At 73.1% G+C, this 16,416-nt stretch carries 15 protein-coding genes; 6 read left to right on the top strand and 9 right to left on the bottom strand.

The genetic code is table 11. The features are described 5' to 3' along the window. Positions 1 to 162: 162 nt before the first annotated feature. From ACIRS4_RS04595 to ACIRS4_RS04615, 5 genes are read right to left on the bottom strand one after another with little or no spacing between them, the layout of a single operon-like run. The gene (locus ACIRS4_RS04595) at positions 163 to 1,047 is read right to left on the bottom strand and encodes a glycosyltransferase family 2 protein (RefSeq protein WP_404189954.1); all 885 of its coding nucleotides are present in this window, start codon (positions 1,045 to 1,047) and stop codon (positions 163 to 165) included. Further along, the gene (locus tag ACIRS4_RS04600) at positions 1,044 to 1,823 is read right to left on the bottom strand and encodes a CDP-alcohol phosphatidyltransferase family protein (protein WP_404189957.1); all 780 of its coding nucleotides are present in this window, start codon (positions 1,821 to 1,823) and stop codon (positions 1,044 to 1,046) included. Before ACIRS4_RS04600 ends, ACIRS4_RS04595 begins: the two co-directional genes overlap by 4 nt. Continuing rightward, a complete protein-coding gene (locus tag ACIRS4_RS04605; RefSeq protein ID WP_404189959.1) occupies positions 1,801 to 2,862 on the bottom strand; it encodes an iron-containing alcohol dehydrogenase family protein in 1,062 nt (353 codons plus the stop codon). Before ACIRS4_RS04605 ends, ACIRS4_RS04600 begins: the two co-directional genes overlap by 23 nt. Continuing rightward, positions 2,850 to 3,602, bottom strand: coding sequence for a sugar phosphate nucleotidyltransferase (locus ACIRS4_RS04610; RefSeq protein WP_404189962.1), 753 nt, complete (start codon positions 3,600 to 3,602; stop codon positions 2,850 to 2,852). The genes ACIRS4_RS04605 and ACIRS4_RS04610 overlap by 13 nt, the downstream gene beginning before the upstream one ends. Then, positions 3,599 to 5,467, bottom strand: coding sequence for a DUF5941 domain-containing protein (locus tag ACIRS4_RS04615; RefSeq protein WP_404189965.1), 1,869 nt, complete (start codon positions 5,465 to 5,467; stop codon positions 3,599 to 3,601). Before ACIRS4_RS04615 ends, ACIRS4_RS04610 begins: the two co-directional genes overlap by 4 nt. Before the next feature lie 271 nt (positions 5,468 to 5,738). On the opposite strand from ACIRS4_RS04615, the gene galE reads away from it, so the two are divergent. The 3 genes from galE (at position 5,739) to idi (ending at position 8,628) form a co-directional block, all read left to right on the top strand. Further along, positions 5,739 to 6,716 carry a UDP-glucose 4-epimerase GalE gene (gene galE, locus ACIRS4_RS04620; RefSeq protein WP_404189968.1) on the top strand — a complete coding sequence of 326 codons (978 nt, stop codon included), beginning with the start codon at positions 5,739 to 5,741 and terminating at the stop codon, positions 6,714 to 6,716. Positions 6,717 to 6,865: 149 nt separating this feature from the next. After that, positions 6,866 to 7,801: a cation diffusion facilitator family transporter gene (locus ACIRS4_RS04625; protein WP_404189970.1), complete on the top strand. Its 936-nt coding sequence runs from the start codon at positions 6,866 to 6,868 to the stop codon at positions 7,799 to 7,801. A gap of 233 nt (positions 7,802 to 8,034) precedes the next feature. Continuing rightward, positions 8,035 to 8,628: an isopentenyl-diphosphate Delta-isomerase gene (gene idi / locus ACIRS4_RS04630; RefSeq protein ID WP_351097131.1), complete on the top strand. Its 594-nt coding sequence runs from the start codon at positions 8,035 to 8,037 to the stop codon at positions 8,626 to 8,628. A 24-nt stretch (positions 8,629 to 8,652) separates the two neighbouring features. On the opposite strand, the gene ACIRS4_RS04635 is transcribed toward idi, so the two are convergent. Then, positions 8,653 to 9,171 carry an ATP-binding protein gene (locus tag ACIRS4_RS04635; protein WP_404191013.1) on the bottom strand — a complete coding sequence of 173 codons (519 nt, stop codon included), beginning with the start codon at positions 9,169 to 9,171 and terminating at the stop codon, positions 8,653 to 8,655. 297 nt (positions 9,172 to 9,468) lie between these two features. Between ACIRS4_RS04635 and ACIRS4_RS04640 the strand changes: the two genes are divergently transcribed. Beyond that, positions 9,469 to 10,218: an enoyl-CoA hydratase/isomerase family protein gene (locus tag ACIRS4_RS04640; RefSeq protein WP_404189972.1), complete on the top strand. Its 750-nt coding sequence runs from the start codon at positions 9,469 to 9,471 to the stop codon at positions 10,216 to 10,218. On the opposite strand, the gene ACIRS4_RS04645 is transcribed toward ACIRS4_RS04640, so the two are convergent. Continuing rightward, on the bottom strand, positions 10,205 to 10,840 hold the full coding sequence (locus ACIRS4_RS04645) for a DJ-1/PfpI family protein (protein ID WP_404189975.1): 636 nt from the start codon (positions 10,838 to 10,840) through the stop codon (positions 10,205 to 10,207). The genes ACIRS4_RS04640 and ACIRS4_RS04645 overlap by 14 nt on opposite strands. Before the next feature lie 38 nt (positions 10,841 to 10,878). Continuing rightward, positions 10,879 to 11,853 (bottom strand): GlxA family transcriptional regulator, encoded by a 975-nt coding sequence (locus ACIRS4_RS04650; protein WP_404189977.1) that lies wholly within the window; start codon positions 11,851 to 11,853, stop codon positions 10,879 to 10,881. A 164-nt stretch (positions 11,854 to 12,017) separates the two neighbouring features. Here ACIRS4_RS04650 and ACIRS4_RS04655 point away from each other — a divergent pair, with 164 nt between their 5' ends. Together ACIRS4_RS04655 and ACIRS4_RS04660 are read left to right on the top strand one after the other, a co-directional pair. Continuing rightward, positions 12,018 to 12,149: an LPFR motif small protein gene (locus ACIRS4_RS04655; protein WP_278044736.1), complete on the top strand. Its 132-nt coding sequence runs from the start codon at positions 12,018 to 12,020 to the stop codon at positions 12,147 to 12,149. Between the two features lie 93 nt (positions 12,150 to 12,242). Continuing rightward, positions 12,243 to 14,681, top strand: a complete 2,439-nt coding sequence (locus ACIRS4_RS04660; RefSeq protein WP_404189980.1) for a Tex family protein — start codon at positions 12,243 to 12,245, stop codon at positions 14,679 to 14,681. 90 nt (positions 14,682 to 14,771) lie between these two features. Here the strand turns inward: ACIRS4_RS04660 and ACIRS4_RS04665 are convergent, their stop codons facing one another. Next, positions 14,772 to 16,412: an ABC-F family ATP-binding cassette domain-containing protein gene (locus tag ACIRS4_RS04665; RefSeq protein WP_404189983.1), complete on the bottom strand. Its 1,641-nt coding sequence runs from the start codon at positions 16,410 to 16,412 to the stop codon at positions 14,772 to 14,774. Between the last annotated feature and the right edge of the window lie 4 nt (positions 16,413 to 16,416).

The following is a 16,416-nucleotide window of genomic DNA, read 5'->3' on the forward strand; positions in this document are numbered from 1 at the left end:
GGTCGGAAACTTTCGTCTTCGGGGCGCCCGGCCGGAAGGGGGCCGGGCAACAGCCGGGGGGCCGCGGCAGGCTCCGGGGCCCTCGGATGGAGCTTGTCAGATGACCGGAGGCCGGCCCAGCCGGCCTGGTCGGACGGCGGAAGGGCCGCCCGGCCGGCCTGGTCAGACGACGGGGGGACGGCCCAGCCGGGTCAGCCGCCACACCGTACGCCACTTCATCGGCCGGCGCGGCCCGCACGGGGTGGCCCAGCCCTCGCGGAAGCCGCCGAACCAGGCCTTGAGCGCGGGCCCCGAGGGGCGGCGCAGCAGGGTCAGCAGCAGCCACACCCCGAGGTACACCGGGACCAGCGGCGCGGGCAGGTTGCGGCGGGCCAGCCAGACGCGGTTGCGGGCGACCATGCGGTGGTAGACCGCGTGCCGCGAGGGCGCGGTGGTCGGGTGGTACAGCACCATGTCGGACCGGTAGTCGATCATCCAGCCCGCGTCGAGGGCCCGCCATGCCAGGTCGGTTTCCTCGTGCGCGTAGAAGAACGCCTCCGGGAGCACGCCGGCTTCGGCGAAGACCCGGGTGCGCACGGCGTTGGCGCCGCCGAGGAAGGTGGTGACCCGGGAGGAGCGCATCGGGTCCGAGGCGCGCAGCCGGGGCACGTGGCGGCGCTGGGTGACGCCGGTCTCCGGGTCGGCGATGCGGAAGCTGACGATGCCGAGCTTCGGGTCGGCCGCGAAGGCCTGCCGGCACAGCTCGGCGGTGTCGCGCTGGGCCAGCAGTCCGTCGTCGTCCAGGAAGAGGAGGATGTCGACGTCGCGGCCGCTGGGCCCGAAGGCCTCGATGCCGACGTTGCGCCCGCCGGGGATGCCGAGGTTCTCCGGCAGCTCCACGGTGCGCACGCCCTCGGGGACCTCCGGGACGGGCGAGCCGTTGCCGACCACGACCACCTCGACCCGGTCGCCGTCCTGCCCGGCGACCGAGTCGATCAGCGCGCGCAGCTCCTCGGGGCGGTTGCCCATCGTGATGACGACCGCGCCGACCTTCAGCGGCGCGCTCACTTCAGCCTGCTCGACGCGAGGATGGACACCAGGTGCAGCACCGTCTGGAGCAGCGCGATGCCGGCCAGCACGGCGACGCCGAGCCGGGAGAAGAACAAGTCGCCGCGGACCTGGTCCACGATCGCCAGGACCAGGATCAGCAGGGACGCCTCGATGCCCAGGATCAGCCGGTGGAACTTGAGCGCGGCGGCGGCCTTGCGGGCCAGCGCCATGCCCGAGGAGCGCGGCTCGGACGCCGCCTCCTTGACCGGCGGCAGCCCGCCCTGGTGCCGGGCGACGCCGACCAGGTCCGTCTCGGCCTTGATCAGGATCGCGCCGAGCGCGGCCAGGGTGCCGAGGAACGCCCACAGCCAGTCGATACGGCCGCTGCCCCACAGGTCGGCGGCGCGCAGCCCGAAGCCGACGAGGACGGCGGCGTCGGTGAGGTAGGCCCCGACCCGGTCCAGGTACACCCCGGCGAGCGAGTACTGCTTCTTCCAGCGCGCGATCTCGCCGTCGACGCAGTCCAGCAGCAGGTACATCTGGACGCACACCACGCCGAGCACGGCGCCCCAGATCCCCGGCACCAGCAGCGCCGGGGCGGCGAGGACGCCGAAGACGGTCATCAGGTACGTGAGCTGGTTGGGCGTGACCCTGGTGTTGACCAGGTAGCGGTCGACCCGCAGGGACACCTCGCGCATGTAGAGGCGTCCCATCCAGTGCTCACCGCTGCGCCGGTCCTTCACCCCCGGAGGGTGGACGACCGGTCTGAGTTCAGCTACCGATGGCCTTGACATAGTCGGCGTAGGTGTCCTTGATCTGTTCGGGGGTCAGGGCGAGGTGTTCGAGGATGGTGTAGCGGCCGGGGCGGGTCTCCGGGGCGTACTCGACCGCGCGGACGAACTCCTCCACGGTGAAGCCGATCTCCTGCGCGAGCACCGGCAGCCCGTGCCGGCGCAGCACCTGCGCCATGTGGGCGGACTCCTCGTGCGCGCCGCGCAGGTACATCGCGAAGGCCGCGCCCAAACCGCACTGCTCGCCGTGGGCCGCCGCCCGGGTGGGGAAGAGCAGGTCGAAGGCGTGGTTGATCTCGTGGCAGGCGCCCGAGGAGGGCCGCGAGTCGCCCGAGACGGACATCGCGATGCCGCTGAGGACCAGCGCTTCGGCCAGCACCTGGAGGAAGCCGGTGTCGCCGATCCCGCCCGGGTGCCGCAGCACCGCCTCCCCGGCCTGGCGGGCGATCGCCGCGGCCAGTCCGTCGATCTTCTCGCCCTTGACCCGGTTGGCCAGCTCCCAGTCGGCGATCGCGGAGATGTTGGAGACCGCGTCGCCGATCCCGGCCCGCACGAACTTGGCCGGCGCCTGGGCGATCACGTCCAGGTCGATGACGACCGCGATCGGGTTGGGGACGCCGTACGAACCGCGGCCGGCGTCGTTGTCCAGCGTCGCCACCGGCGAGCACAGTCCGTCGTGCGCGAGGTTGGTCGGCACCGCCACCAGCGGCAGCCCGACGCGCGCGGCGGCGAACTTCGCACAGTCGATGATCTTGCCGCCGCCCAGGCCGACGACAGCCTCGAACCGGCCGGCCCGCATGTCGGCGGCCAGCCGCACCGCGTCGTCCAGCGTTCCGCCGCCGACCTCGAACCACGTGGCGCCCGGCATCGAGTCGGCCAGCCGCTCCCGCAGCCGCGCGCCCGAACCGCCGCTGACCGCCACGGCCAGCCGGCCCGAGCGGGAGATCCGCTCGTCGGCCAGCACGCCCGCCAGGTCGTCCAGCGCGCCCGCGCGGATGTCGACCACGACGGGCGAGGGAATCAACCGCGTCAGTACTGGCACGCGATCTCCCTGCCCCGAGCGAGGTCGTCGTGGTTGTCGATCTCGACCCACGACACGTCGCCGATCGGGGCCACGTCGATGCGGAAGCCCCGGTCGACCAGCTCCTGGTAGCCGTGCTCGTAGAACTGCTGCGGGTCGGCGTTCCACACGGTGTGCAGCGCGTCCGCCAGCTCGGCCGCCGCGTCGCCCTCGATCAGCGTGACGCCGATGTACTCGCCGCTCGCCTCCGCCGGGTCCATCAGCTTCGTGATCTTCGTCATCCCCCGCTCGGGGTCGACGACGACCTTCATCTCCTCGTCCGCGAGCTTCTTCACGGTGTCGACGGCGAGGATGATCTTCTTGCCGTCGCCGCGGGCGGCCAGCAGCGTCTTCTCCACCGACACCGGGTGCACGGTGTCACCGTTGGCGAGGATCACGCCGTCGCGCAGCGCGTCCCGGCCGCACCACAGCGAGTAGGCGTTGTTCCACTCCTCCGCCTTGTCGTTGTCGATCAGAGTGATCTTCAGCCCGTACTTGGCCTCCAGCGCGGCACGTCGCTCGTACACCGCCTCCTTGCGGTAGCCCACGATGACGGCGACCTCGGTCAGGCCGATCTCCGCGAAGTTGCCGAGCGTCAGGTCCAGCACCGTGGGCCCGTCGGCTTCGCCCTCGGGCCCCACCGGCACCAACGCCTTGGGCAGGGTGTCGGTATAGGGACGCAGACGCCGTCCGGCGCCGGCGGCCAGCACGAGGCCGATCATGCGGGTTCTCCTTCGTCGTGTACGGCGGGCACGCCACCCAGATGAGCGGCCACCCAGAAGCGGATGCTCTCGGTGAGCACCAGCAGGGCCACGGCCACGGCGAGGGCCGTGAGCGCGACCGTGAACTGCGCGGCGGTGAGCAGCGCGGCCAGGACGGTGACGAGCAGCGTCCGTCCTTCGTGTCCCCCTGCGGCGCGCACCAGCCAGGCCGGTGGCGGCGCTCCGGTGTCTCCCCAGTTGCGGTACACCGTGTCGTAGTGATGGTAGGCGACGGCGGCCACCAGCCCGAAAGCCGCAGGCAGCGCTCCGTCCACGTCCGACCTGGCGGCCAGGAGGAGGACGGCGCCGTACTCGGCCGCGCGGAAGACCGGGACGACCAGCCAGTCCAGGGAGCCCGTGAGGGGGCGGGCGACGGCGACGGCCGAGCACAGGACGTACACGCCGGCCGCCGGGACGACCCACCAGCCGGGTCCCTGGAGCCGGGCGACGGTGAGAAGGACCACGGCGCCGGCGAGGGCGCTGAGCGGCGCGAGGCGGGAGACGGCGGGGACGCGCCCGCGCAGGCCGCGGGCGAGCAGTTCGGCGAGGGGCCCGCTGTCGGCGAGAGCGGCGAGCGAGCGCGCCTCCCGTCCGGTCAGCGCCGTCCTGCGGCGCAGCGAGCGCAGCACCCGCCCGGCCGTGGTGTACAGGGCGGCGAAGGCGGAGCCGGCCAGCAGCGCGTAGAACGTGATGCGCGGGGTGGCCACCGCGGTGAGGACGGCGATCATGGCCCAGCGTTCGCCGATGGGCAGCACGATGATCCGGCGCGCCCAGACGGTCCAGCCGACGCGGTCCGGCCGGCCGGCGAGGGCGGGGGCGCCGGTGCCGGTTGTGCCGGCGGTGGCCGCGGCGGGCTCCGCCGCGGGGGTGGCTGCGCGGGTGGCGTCGCGTTCGGCTTCGTGGAAGGCGAAGTCGACGACGTGCCGGCAGGTCTGGAGCACCATGGCGCCCAGCGCGAGGGCCCATACGTCGTCGCCGCCGCGGGCCGCGCCGAGAGCGAGGCCCGCGTAGAACGCGTACTCCTTGGCCCGGTCGAAGGTGGCGTCGAGCCAGGCGCCGAGAGTGGAGTACTGCAGCGAGTAGCGGGCGAGCTGGCCGTCCGTGCAGTCGAGGACGAAGGACAGGAGCAGCAGCACGCCGGCGGCCACGAACCCGCCCCGGGTGCCGGTGGCCGCGCTGCCGGCCGCGATCAGCGCGGTGATCAGCGAGGCGGTGGTGACCTGGTTCGGGGTGAGGCCCCGGCGGGCGCACCAGCGGGCGATGTAGCGCGAGTACGGGCTGACGAAGTAGGTGGTGAAGAAGCCGTCGCCCGCCTTCACGGCCGACTTCAGGCGTACGGCCTCGTCGTCGACGGCGCTGACGGCCTGGCGTGCCTCGTTGCGGGCCTGAGGGTCGGCGGGGACGGCGGCGACCAGACTGCCCAGCTCGGGACGGTGGACGGCGGCGCCGTCGGCGTCCAGCGCGGTGACGACACGATCGGCCACGCCCGCGAGGCTGCCGACGGCGAGGGCGGCCCCGCCGGCGGCGGAGTGCTCCCGGGCCATCGCGCGGGTCAGGGCCTGGCGGCCGTCGGGCTGCGCGGTGACGGCGCCGGGGATCGCCGAGAGCGGGTGGCGGGGGTCGGTCAGACCGAGGCGCAACGCGTGCGTGTGGCCCACGAAGCGGCTGTCGACCAGGGCGACGCGCTGGTCACCGGGCACCTCGGCGAGGAGTGTCTCCGCTTCGGCGGCGTCGGCGGCGGTCCGGACGTCGAAGCCGAGGGACCGCAGGTCGCCCTCGATCGACGATCCCGGAACCGGCTGACCGGTGAGGATGGCGGTCGGCAACCGAACTCACTCCCTGGTTCCCGGCGCGCCCGCGCCGGTCGTGTGCATGGTGGGGGACGCCCCTTGGCTGCACCAGGCGGGCGGCATGTCGGCAGAGGCTATCGGATACCCGGAAAGCGGTGCTCACCGGCCGTTCAGCCGCACTGGACGCACCGAGATCATCTTGGGGGATCGACACCCCGCCCGACAAACCGCGTCCGGCTGCCGCCCGTTCGGCGTCCGCGGACGAGGCCCGTGCGGCCGGGGAGGGCGCCCCATAGAGTGGACCGCCATGACCTGGCTGATCACCGGCGGAGCCGGATACATAGGCGCCCACGTGGCACACACCATGACCGCCGCCGGCGAATCCCTCGTCGTCCTCGACGACCTCTCCTCGGGAGACCCCGCCCGCCTCCCGTCCCACGTCCCCCTCGTCACCGGCGACACCGCCGACCCGGCCCTGCTCAAGCGCGTTCTCGCCGACCACCAGGTCACCGGCGTGATCCACCTGGCGGCCCGCAAACAGGTCCCGGAGTCGGTGGCCCACCCCACCCGCTACTACCGGGAGAACGTGGGTGCGCTGGCCGCCCTCCTGGAGGCGGCGGCCGAGGCCGGAGTGCGGCGCTTCCTCTTCTCCTCCTCCGCGGCCGTCTACGGCACCCCCGACGTGGCCCTCGTCACGGAGGACACCCCGTGCGCCCCGGTGAACCCGTACGGCGAGACCAAGCTCGCCGGGGAGTGGCTGGTGCGGGCCGCCGGCCGGGCGCACGGCATGGCGACGACCTGCCTGCGCTACTTCAACGTGGCCGGCGCGGCCACCCCCGAGCTGGCCGACACCGGTGTCTTCAACATCGTCCCGATGGTCTTCGACCGGCTGACGCGCGGCGAGGCCCCGCGGATCTTCGGCGACGACTATCCGACGCCGGACGGCACCTGTGTGCGCGACTACATCCACGTGGCCGACCTGGCGGAGGCGCACCTCGCCGCGGCCCGGCGGCTGGCCGCGCCGGACACGGCCGGGGACCTGACGGTGAACATCGGCCGGGGCGAGGGCGTCTCGGTGCGGGAGCTGGTGACCCTGATCGGCGAGGTCACCGGGGACCGGCGGCCGGCCGTGGTCGAGGGGCGCCGGCCGGGGGACGCCCCGCGCGCGGTCGCCTCGGCCGCGCTGGCCGGGCGGGAGCTCGGCTGGACGGCGTCGCGCGGGGTCCGCGAGATGGTCGGTTCCGCGTGGCGCGGCTGGCTGCTGCACCAGGGCGCGACCCGGTGAGGCTGCCCTGACCTGCGGTTCGTTTGCGCAGGTCAGGGCACATGACAACGGTGTTCAATGCCGCGTTGCCGGATACCCCCCACCCGTAGTTGACTGTGCTCCCGGACAGACACAGACGAACACGGACGCACGGCAGGGAGGCATTCCCCATGGGGGCTGGGCACGACCACGGCCACACGCACGCGCCGGTCACCGGCACCGCCGCGGCGGCGTACCGGGGGAGGCTGCGCGTCGCACTGTCGATCACGCTCACCGTGATGGTGGTGCAGATCGTCGGCGGGCTCCTCGCGGACTCCCTCGCCCTGATCGTGGACGCGGCGCACATGGCGACGGACGCGCTCGGTCTCGGCATGGCGCTGCTCGCCATCCACTTCGCGAACCGGCCCCCGAGCGAGAGCCGTACCTTCGGCCTCGCCCGCGCCGAGATCCTGGCCGCCCTCGCCAACTGCCTGCTGCTCCTCGGGGTGGGCGGCTATGTGCTGTACGAGGCCATCGAGCGGTTCCTCACGCCGGCCGCCACCGAGGGCGGGCTGATGCTCGTGTTCGGAGCGATCGGCCTGGTCGCCAACTCGATCTCGCTGACGCTGCTGATGCGCGGCCAGGCGGAGAGCGTGAACGTGCGCGGGGCGTTCCTGGAGGTGGCGGCGGACACGCTGGGCTCGGTCGCGGTGATGGTCTCGGCGGCGGTGATCCTCACCACGGGCTGGCAGGCCGCCGACCCGATCGCCTCGCTCGTCATCGGCGTGATGATCGTGCCGCGGACCGTGAAGCTGCTGCGGGAGACGCTGGACGTCCTGCTGGAGGCGGCGCCGAAGGGCGTGGACATGGCGCAGGTGCGGGCGCACATCCTGGAGCTGGAGGGGGTGGAGGACGTGCACGACCTGCACGCCTGGACGATCACCTCGGGGATGCCGGTGCTGTCGGCGCACGTCGTGGTCCGCTCGGACTGGTTGAACGCGAGCGGCCACGAGAAGATGCTGCACGAGCTCCAGGGCTGCCTCGGCGACCACTTCGACGTGGAGCACTGCACCTTCCAGCTGGAGCCGAGCGGGCACGCGGAGCACGAGGCGCGGCTGTGCCACTGACCTGGGCCGCTCGCCGCCGGGGACCCTTCGCTGACGCGGCCCTCCCGCTGATCCCGGCCTGGCGCTGACGGCCTCGACGGGAGGGTGTCCGCACATCCGTTCAGGACGGTTCCGTGCCCGCCCCCCAGGGCAAGATCACCTCTGCGCGGGACATGCGGGCGTTCGCGCGAAGTGCCGGAGGCGCCGGACGCGTACGGCAGACTGGGGCGCGAGGACCGATGCTAAGGATGGGTATGCCGATCACTTCTGCCACCACGACGAACGGTTCGTCGAACGGCGCCGCGGACGCGATTTTGCTGGAACTGGTCGACGCCGACGGCCTGACGATCGGCACCGCGGAGAAGCTCGCCGCCCACCAGCCGCCCGGGCAGCTGCACCGGGCGTTCTCGGTCTTCCTCTTCGACGAGCGGGGCCGGCTGCTGCTCCAGCAGCGGGCGCTGGGCAAGTACCACTCCCCCGGTGTGTGGTCCAACACGTGCTGCGGGCACCCCTACCCCGGTGAGGCGCCGTTCGCGGCGGCGGCGCGGCGCACGTTCGAGGAGCTCGGGGTGTCGCCGTCGCTGATGGCGGAGGCGGGCACGGTGCGCTACAACCACCCGGACCCGGCGTCGGGCCTGGTGGAGCAGGAGTACAACCACCTCTTCGTGGGGCTGGTGCAGTCGCGGCTGCGGCCGGATCCGGAGGAGGTCGGCGACACGGCGTACGTGACGCCCGCCGAACTGGCCGAGCGGCACGCGAAGGACACGTTCTCGGCCTGGTTCATGACGGTGCTGGACGCGGCCCGGCCGGCGGTCAGGGAGCTGACCGGCCCGTCGGCGGGCTGGTGACGCACGCCGTGGGCGGGCCGGATCTCACCTGATCCGGGCGTCCTTGAACGGCAGACCGGCCCAGATCACCTTCCCGCCGCTCGCCGTGTGGTGGACGTCGCACGTCCCGCCGGCCTCCCTGGCGATCTCACGGACGAGAAGGAGCCCCCGGCCGCCGGTGCGGCCGTGGTCGGTCTCCAGGGCGGTCGGACGGTAGGGGTGCTCGTCCTCCACGGAGACCCGTACCCACTCGGCCCCCACCGCGACCTCCACTCCGAGCATCGGGGACAGCACCGCCGCGTGCCGGACGGCGTTGGTCACCAGCTCGGAGACGATCAGCAGCAGTCCCTGCACCAGGTCGTCGCTGAGGGGCACTCCCTGGCGGTACAGCAGATCCCGTACGGCGTGGCGGGCCTCGGGGACGGAGGCGTCGACGGCGGGCGCGGTGAACCGCCAGACCCCTTCGTACGGCAGTGGCCGGGGCCCGTCCTCGTCGGCGGGATCGTCCTGCGCGCCCGTGTCGCCGTCGGGGCGTGGGCCGCTTCCGCGCCCGTCGTCGTCCATCGTCCGGTCGCCACCCTTGCGCTCGATTGTCACCACGCGTCGAGTGTTGGCACCGAGGCGCGCACCCCCTGACGACTGAACACAAGTCAGCGGATATCGAGCGTCCCTGACCACCCCGGCGCGAGACGGCCGGCGACACGACCGCTTCTGTCCGCCTCGCGCCGCCTTCACGCATTATTCGGGTTGTACGGCTTCGGCGGGCCTCCGGCCGGTCCACACCTCGGCGGCCGCCCTCACCGGACGGCGTCAGGCCCCGCCGGGGAGAACGTCGTCTGCCGGGGCGCTAGCATCCGGCGCATGGAGCCCGAACTGTTGCACGGTGTCGTCGAAGAGGTGGCCACCGTCGTCCTGCACCACCCGGCCAAGCGCAACGCCATGACGGCCGCGATGTGGCGCGCGCTGCCGCCGCTGCTCGACGAACTGGCCGCGCGCAAGGACGTACGGGCCCTGGTGCTGACCGGGGCGGGCGGCACCTTCTGCGCGGGGGCCGACATCTCCACGCTGCGGGGCTCGTCGGCCGAGGCGCAGGAACTGGCCGTACGGGCCGAGGAGGCCCTCGCCGCGTTCCCCAAGCCGACCCTCGCGGTGGTGCGGGGTCACTGCGTGGGCGGCGGGGCACAGCTCGCGGCCGCCTGCGACCTGCGGTTCGCCGAGGAGGGCGCCCTGTTCGGGGTGACACCGGCGAAGCTCGGCATCGTCTACCCGTCCTCCGCGACCCGGCGCCTGGTCTCCCTGGTGGGACCGGCGACCGCCAAGTACCTGCTCTTCTCCGGCGAGTTGATCGACACGGAACGGGCCCTGCGCACAGGACTGATCGACGAGGTGCTCCCCGCCGCGGAACTCGACGTCCGCGTCGAGGAGTTCACCCGGACCCTGGCCTCCCGCTCCCAACTGACCCAGGCCGCCGCGAAGGAGTTCGCAGGCGGCCGCACGGACCGAGACGCCCACTGGACCGCCCAGTCCCGGAACGCCTCCGACACCGCAGAGGGAGTCACCGCCTTCCTGGACCGCAGGGAGCCGCGCTTCACCTGGACTACGTCAGGATGAACCGGCTCCGGGAGCGCAGCAGCTCGACGAGATGCGCGGGCGCCTTCTCGGGGGACCCGGCGTCGTAGGGCGGCTGCGGATCGTACTCCGCGGCCAGTTGCACCGTCTGGGCGTGCTCGTCGCCGGCGATCGTGCCCAGCAGGGTGAGCGCCATGTCGATGCCGGCGGAGACGCCGGCCGCCGTGACGTACTTGCCGTCGGTCACCACCCGCTCCCCCGTCGGCACGGCGCCGAACTGCTTCAGTCGGTCGAGGGCGAGCCAGTGCGAGGTCGCTCGACGCCCGTCGAGCAACCCGGCGGCGGCCAGCAGCAGGGAGCCGGTGCACACCGAGGTCGTCCAGGCGCTGGCGGCGTCCGCGGTGCGCAGCCAGTCCAGCAGGACGCCGTTCTCCATCTGCGCGTTCTGGCCGGGTCCGCCGGGCACGACGACGATGTCCGGGCCGGTGACCTCGGCGAGCGTCCGGTCGGCGGTGAGGGCGAGGTCGCCGGTGTCGGCGCGCACGGGCCCGGTCCGCTCGGCCACGAAGACGGTACGGGCGTCGGGGAGCCGTCCCAGGATCTCGTAGGGGCCGACGGCGTCCAGGGCGGTGAATCGGTCGAAGAGGACGATGGCGATCTGCATGCGTTTCCTTCGGTTCGGTGGACCGGTCGGGAGACCGGCTATCGAGGGGCGGGCACGGTGGGCGGTGCGGGGCGGAAGCGGCGGCGGTACTCGGCGGGCGGGACGCCGAGGGCCTTGAGGAAGGCGCGACGCATGGCCTCGGGGGTGCCGTAACCGCTCGCCCGGGAGATCCGTTCGACGCCGTCCGCCGTGTCCTCGAGCAGACGGCGGGCGTGTTCGAGGCGGACGCGCTCGACGTGGCGACCGGGGGTCGTGCCGGTCTCGGCGCGGAAGGCGCGGGCGAAGTGACGGGGCGACAGTCCGGCGCGGGCGGCGAGGGATTCGATGCTCAGATCGTCGGCGGGATGCTCGGTGATCCAGTGCTGGACCTCCCGCAACGGTTCACGCGTCGCCGTCTGGGCGGCGAGCTGGGCGCTGAACTGGGCCTGGTTGCCGGGGCGGCGCAGGAAGACGACCAGATGCCGGGCGATGGTCAGCGCGACCTCCCGGCCCAGGTCCTCCTCGACCAGTGCGAGGGCCAGGTCGATGCCGGAGGTGACGCCCGCCGAGGTGTAGACGTCGCCGTCCCGGACGTAGATCGGTTCGGCGTCGACCTCGACGGCCGGATGACGGCGTGCGAGCCCGTCCGCGTAGGCCCAGTGGGTCGTCGCCCGCCGACCGTCCAACAGCCCGGCCGCGGCCAGCAGGGCGGCGCCGGTGCAGACCGACACCAGTCGCCGTGCGCGCGGGCCGTTCGCGCGCAGCCAGTCGACCAGCGGCGGATCCGGCCGCCGCGTGCCCTGACCGCCGGGCACCACCAGGGTGTGCGGGTCGGGCTCGTCGGCCAGGATCCCGTCCGGCACGAGCCTCAGGCCGCTGCTGGTGCGCACGGGAGCGCCGTCCAGCGAGGCGGTACGGATGCGGTAGGAGCCCGGGGTGTGCGTCTCCGCCCCGGCGAACACCTCCAGGGGACCGCTCACGTCGAGGCTCTGGACGTCGTCGAAGAGGACGACGAGAACGGTTCGCTGCGCCATGCGGACGATTCTTCGCGGGCCGGGCGATGTCCACAACGACGAGTTCCCCACCCTTTCTGCCATGCCTCGCACAGAGGCGAAGCGAACGGCTGGGCATGGTCCGGCGTCGGTGAGGTACACGGAGGGTCCCGGTCGTTGGGGCCGGGAGAGGAAAGGAGTTGGTCGTGTTCCGTGCTATCGGTGATGTTCTGCGGCAGATCGGTGGAGCGATCGCCACTGTGGTGACGCTTCCCTTCCGGGCGCTGGCGCGGTTGTTCGGGGGCGCCTCCTCCTCGGCTCGGGGCAGCAGGGCCTGAGGAAGCCTCGCAGGGCGTGCCCTGATCCGCCGGAGCCGGTGTCGCCTGCCACAATTGCCGCGCAACCTTAAGCGGAGAAGGCGGTACGGGATCGTGACGACACCCGGGTCCAGCGAGGCCATGGCAGCAGTGTCCATCGAAGGCAGGATCGCCGAGGAGCTCGGCGTACGGGAGCGGCAGGTGAAGGCCGCCGTGGAGCTGCTGGACGGCGGCTCGACGGTGCCCTTCATCGCCCGCTACCGCAAGGAAGCGACCGAGATGCTCGACGACGCGCAGCTGCGCACGCTCGAGGAGCGGCTGCGCTACCTGCGGGAGCTGGAGGAGCGCCGGGCGGCGATCCTGGAGTCGGTGCGCGAGCAGGGCAAGCTCACCGACGAGTTGGAGGCGCGGATCCGGGGCGCCGAGACCAAGGCGCGCCTGGAGGACGTCTATCTGCCGTACAAGCCGAAGCGGCGGACGAAGGCGCAGATCGCCCGGGAGGCCGGCCTCGAGCCGCTGGCCGAGGGGCTGCTCGGGGACCCGGGCGTCGAGCCGCTCGCGGCGGCGGCCGCGTTCGTCGACGCCGGCAAGGGCGTCGCCGATCCGCAGGCCGCGCTGGACGGCGCGCGGGCGATCCTCACCGAGCGGTTCTCGGAGGACGCCGACCTGATCGGCGAGCTGCGCGAGCGCATGTGGGTGCGAGGGCGGCTGGCGGCGAAGGTGCGGGAGGGCAAGGAGGAGTCCGGCGCGAAGTTCGCCGACTACTTCGACTTCGCCGAGCCGTTCACCGACCTGCCCTCGCACCGGATCCTGGCGATGCTGCGCGGCGAGAAGGAGGAGGTCCTCGACCTCGTCCTGGAGCCGGAGGAGCCCACGGAGGGCCCTTCCTCGTACGAGGGGATCGTGGCCGCCAGGTTCGGCATCGCCGACCGCGGCCGGCCGGCCGACAAGTGGCTGCGGGACACGGTCCGCTGGGCGTGGCGCACCCGCGTCCTCGTCCACCTCGGCATCGACCTGCGGCTGAGGCTGCGCACGGCCGCCGAGGACGAGGCGGTCGACGTGTTCGCGGCGAACCTGCGCGACCTGCTGCTGGCCGCCCCGGCCGGCACCCGCGCCACCCTCGGCCTGGACCCCGGCTTCCGTACGGGTGTGAAGGTGGCCGTGGTCGACGCGACCGGCAAGGTGGTCGCGACCGACGTCATCCATCCGCACGTCCCGGCCAACAGGTGGGACGAGGCGATCGCCAGGCTCGCGCGGCTGGCTACGGAGCACGCGGTCGAGCTGATCGCCATCGGCAACGGCACCGCCTCCCGCGAGACCGACAAGCTCGCCGGTGAACTCATCGCCAAGCACCCCGAGTTGAAGCTGACCAAGGTGATGGTGTCGGAGGCCGGCGCCTCCGTGTACTCGGCGTCCGCGTTCGCCTCGCAGGAACTGCCCGGCATGGACGTGTCGCTGCGCGGCGCGGTGTCCATCGCGCGCCGTCTCCAGGACCCGCTGGCCGAGCTGGTGAAGATCGACCCGAAGTCGATCGGCGTCGGCCAGTACCAGCACGACCTGTCCGAGGTGAAGCTGTCGCGTTCGCTGGACGCGGTGGTGGAGGACTGTGTGAACGGCGTCGGCGTCGACGTGAACACCGCGTCCGCCCCACTGCTCGCCCGCGTCTCCGGCATCACCTCAGGGCTCGCGGAGAACATCGTGGCGCACCGCGACGCCAACGGGCCGTTCGCCTCGCGCTCCGCCCTGAAGAAGGTTCCCAGGCTCGGCCCCAAGGCGTACGAGCAGTGCGCGGGCTTCCTGCGGATCCGGGGCGGCGACGACCCGCTGGACGCGTCCAGCGTGCACCCCGAGGCGTACCCGGTGGTCCGGCGGATGGTGAAGACCTCCGGGCAGGAGGTGGCCGCCCTCGTCGGCAACACCTCCGTCCTGCGCTCGCTGCGTCCCGCGGACTTCGTGGACGAGACGTTCGGCCTGCCGACCGTCACCGACATCCTGAAGGAGCTGGAGAAGCCCGGGCGCGACCCGCGGCCCGCGTTCAAGACGGCCACCTTCAAGGAGGGCGTGGAGAAGATCTCCGACCTGGCGCCCGGCATGGTGCTGGAGGGCGTCGTGACGAACGTGGCCGCCTTCGGGGCGTTCATCGACGTCGGCGTCCACCAGGACGGTCTGGCGCATGTCTCCGCGTTGTCGCGGACGTTCGTCAAGGACCCGCGGGACGTGGTCAAGCCGGGTGACATCGTCAAGGTGAAGGTCCTGGACGTCGACATCCCGCGCAAGCGGATCTCGCTCACGCTCCGCCTGGACGACGAGGCGGCCCCGAAGGGCGGCGCCCCGGGCGAGGGCGGCCGGTCGCAGCGCGGGGGCGGACGTCCCCCGCAGCAGCGGCAGGGCGGCCGGCGCGGCGCGGACGGCGGCAACGACGGCCGGCGCGGCGGGAGCGGGGGTCAGCGCGGCGGCAGCGGCGGCGGGCGGCAGGCCCCGCCGCCGGCGAACAGCGCGATGGCCGACGCGCTGCGGCGCGCGGGGCTGGTCGACCCCAAGAACAAGCGGTGACGCCTTGAGCGACGGGCCCGGTCCTCCCTGATCTCGCGGGAGGGCCGGGCCCTTCTCACGCCGTACGCCTGGCGTCTCGCCGGCGGTCCGTCAACGTTCCGTCACCTTGCCGTCGGCCACCTCGAGTCGGCGGGTGACATGGACCGCGTCCAGCATGCGGCGGTCGTGGGTGACCAGCAGCAGGGTGCCCTCGTAGGCGTCGAGGGCGGACTCCAGCTGCTCGATGGCCGGGAGGTCGAGGTGGTTGGTCGGCTCGTCGAGGACGAGGAGGTTGACGCCTCGTCCCTGGAGGAGCGCGAGGGCGGCCCTCGTCCGCTCCCCCGGTGACAGCGTGGCCGCCGGGCGCAGCACATGGTCCGACTTCAGACCGAACTTGGCCAGAAGGGTGCGCACTTCGACCGGCTCGGTGTCCGGGACGGCCGCGCGGAACGCGTCGAGCAGCCCCTCGGGCCCGTGGAACAGCTTCCGCGCCTGGTCGACCTCTCCGACCAGGACGCCCGAGCCGAGCGCGGCGTGACCGGCGTCCAGCGGGATCCGGCCGAGGAGCGCGCCGAGCAGCGTCGACTTCCCCGCGCCGTTCGCGCCGGTGACCGCGACCCGGTCGGCCCAGTCGATCTGCAGGGTGACCGGCCCGAAGGCGAAGGCGCCGCGCCGCACCTCGGCGTCCCGCAGGGCGGCGACGACCGCGCCGGAGCGCGGGGCGGCCGCGATCTCCATGCGCAGCTCCCACTCCTTGCGCGGCTCCTCCACGACGTCCAGGCGTTCGATCATGCGCTGGGTCTGCCGGGCCTTCGCGGCCTGCTTCTCGCTGGCCTCGCTGCGGAACTTGCGGCCGATCTTGTCGTTGTCGTTGCCCGCCTTGCGGCGCGCGTTCTTCACGCCCTTGTCCATCCAGGAGCGCTGGGTCTGGGCCCGGTCCTGGAGGGCGGCCCTCTTGTCGGCGTACTCCTCGTAGTCGTCGCGGGCGTGCCGGCGGGCGATCTCGCGCTCTTCCAGGTAGGCGTCGTAGCCGCCGCCGTAGAGGTTGATCCGGCCCTGCGCGAGGTCGAGTTCGAGGACCTTGGTGACGGTGCGGGTGAGGAACTCGCGGTCGTGGCTGACGACGACGGCGCCGGCGCGCAGGCCGGCGACGAAGCGTTCGAGGCGCTCCAGCCCGTCGAGGTCGAGGTCGTTGGTGGGCTCGTCGAGGAGGAAGACGTCGTAGCGGGACAGCAGGAGGGAGGCGAGGCCGGCGCGGGCGGCCTGGCCGCCGGACAGGGACGTCATCGGCTGGTCGAGGTCCACGCCGAGGCCGAGGGAGTCGGCGACCTCCTCCGCGCGCTCGTCGAGGTCGGCTCCGCCGAGGCCGAGCCAGCGCTCCAGGCTGACCGCGTAGGCGTCGTCGGCGCCGGGGGCCCCGTCGACCAGGGCCTGGGTGGCCTCGTCCATGGCGTGCTGCGCCTCGGCGACCCCGGTGCGGCGGGCGAGGAACGCGCGCACGCTCTCGCCGGGGCGGCGCTCGGGTTCCTGGGGCAGGTGCCCGACGGTCGCGCTCGGCGGGGAGAGCCGCAGCTCGCCCGCCTCCGGCGCGGTGAGGCCGGCGAGGAGCCTGAGCAGGGTGGACTTCCCCGCGCCGTTGGCTCCGACCAGCCCGATCACGTCGCCGGGGGCGACGACGAGGTCGAGCCCGGAGAAGAGGGAGCGGTCGCCGTGCCCGGCGGCGAGGTTCTTGGCGACGAGGGTGGCGGTCACAGAC

Source organism: Streptomyces sp. NPDC101166, from assembly GCF_044768125.1.
GTDB lineage: Bacteria > Actinomycetota > Actinomycetes > Streptomycetales > Streptomycetaceae > Streptomyces.

Excerpts from the sequence above, each read along its gene's own strand:
- ACIRS4_RS04600 (WP_404189957.1), bottom strand. The coding sequence starts at position 1,823 with ATGTCAAGGCCATCGGTAGCTGAACTCAGACCGGTCGTCCACCCTCCG.
- ACIRS4_RS04610 (WP_404189962.1), bottom strand. The coding sequence starts at position 3,602 with ATGATCGGCCTCGTGCTGGCCGCCGGCGCCGGACGGCGTCTGCGTCCC.
- galE (WP_404189968.1), top strand. The coding sequence starts at position 5,739 with ATGACCTGGCTGATCACCGGCGGAGCCGGATACATAGGCGCCCACGTG.
- ACIRS4_RS04625 (WP_404189970.1), top strand. The coding sequence starts at position 6,866 with ATGGGGGCTGGGCACGACCACGGCCACACGCACGCGCCGGTCACCGGC.
- idi (WP_351097131.1), top strand. The coding sequence starts at position 8,035 with ATGCCGATCACTTCTGCCACCACGACGAACGGTTCGTCGAACGGCGCC.
- ACIRS4_RS04635 (WP_404191013.1), bottom strand. The coding sequence starts at position 9,171 with ATGGACGACGACGGGCGCGGAAGCGGCCCACGCCCCGACGGCGACACG.
- ACIRS4_RS04640 (WP_404189972.1), top strand. The coding sequence starts at position 9,469 with ATGGAGCCCGAACTGTTGCACGGTGTCGTCGAAGAGGTGGCCACCGTC.
- ACIRS4_RS04645 (WP_404189975.1), bottom strand. The coding sequence starts at position 10,840 with ATGCAGATCGCCATCGTCCTCTTCGACCGATTCACCGCCCTGGACGCC.
- ACIRS4_RS04650 (WP_404189977.1), bottom strand. The coding sequence starts at position 11,853 with ATGGCGCAGCGAACCGTTCTCGTCGTCCTCTTCGACGACGTCCAGAGC.